General features: G+C 41.7%; 1 protein-coding gene and 1 pseudogene. Both read left to right on the top strand.

Annotated features, from left to right (window positions below; genetic code table 11):
• On the top strand, positions 1–293 hold a 293-nt coding region (locus tag F7Q90_RS25755), incomplete at its 5' end, for a flagellar biosynthetic protein FliR (protein WP_211369708.1).
• A 282-nt stretch (positions 294–575) separates the two neighbouring features.
• A pseudogene (gene rcsA / locus F7Q90_RS25760) lies at positions 576–846 on the top strand (transcriptional regulator RcsA); the annotation flags it as partial.

An 846-nucleotide genomic window follows, 5' to 3' on the forward strand; every position in this document is an offset into this window, starting at 1 on the left:
CATTTATGGCGCTTGCCAGGGCCGGAGGGCTTATTTTCTTAAACGGACTGATGCTGGCATTGCCGATCATAACCCTCCTGCTTACGCTCAATCTGGCGCTTGGGCTACTAAACCGCATGGCGCCGCAGCTTTCAATATTTGTTATCGGTTTCCCGCTTACGCTCACTGTCGGCATTATGTTGATGGCCGCGCTAATGCCATTAATTGCACCGTTTTGCGAACATTTATTTAGCGAAATTTTCAATTTACTTGCTGATATTGTTAGCGAGATGCCCGTAAATAATAACCCATAGTCTTTATCCTGTTTTACTAAGGTTTATCCGAAAGTAAATTTAAAGAAAACATCCACCAGGATATATCCGCTGCCCCTTATTTGTTTTTACTTTACTCACATAACGCAACATTCACATTACTTTAAGATGATTCCTGGCAAATTATATGCAACTTTACGGGATAGTAAGTTCGCCTGAAAAACGGCGTAAGCGTGTCTAAGGTGACTATTTGTGTTTCCGTCTGATTATGGTGAGTTATTCAGGTAAGGGGAATTATCGTTACGCATTGAGTGAGGGTATGCCATGTCAACGATTATTATGGATTTATGCAGTTACACCCGGCTAGGGTTGAGCGGGTATTTGGTCAGCAGAGGGGTGAAAAAAAGGGAAATCAACGACATCGAAACCGTTGACGAACTCGCTGTCGCTTGTAGCGCACATCAACCTTCGGTGGTGTTTATTAATGAGGACTGTTTTATTCATACACCTTCAGACAGTCAACAAATAAAGCAAATCATTAATCAATATCCCGACACGTTATTTATTGTTTTTATGGCTATTGCTAACGTACACT

This window comes from Pantoea stewartii subsp. stewartii (genome assembly GCF_008801695.1).
GTDB classification, from domain to species: Bacteria; Pseudomonadota; Gammaproteobacteria; order Enterobacterales; family Enterobacteriaceae; genus Pantoea; species Pantoea stewartii.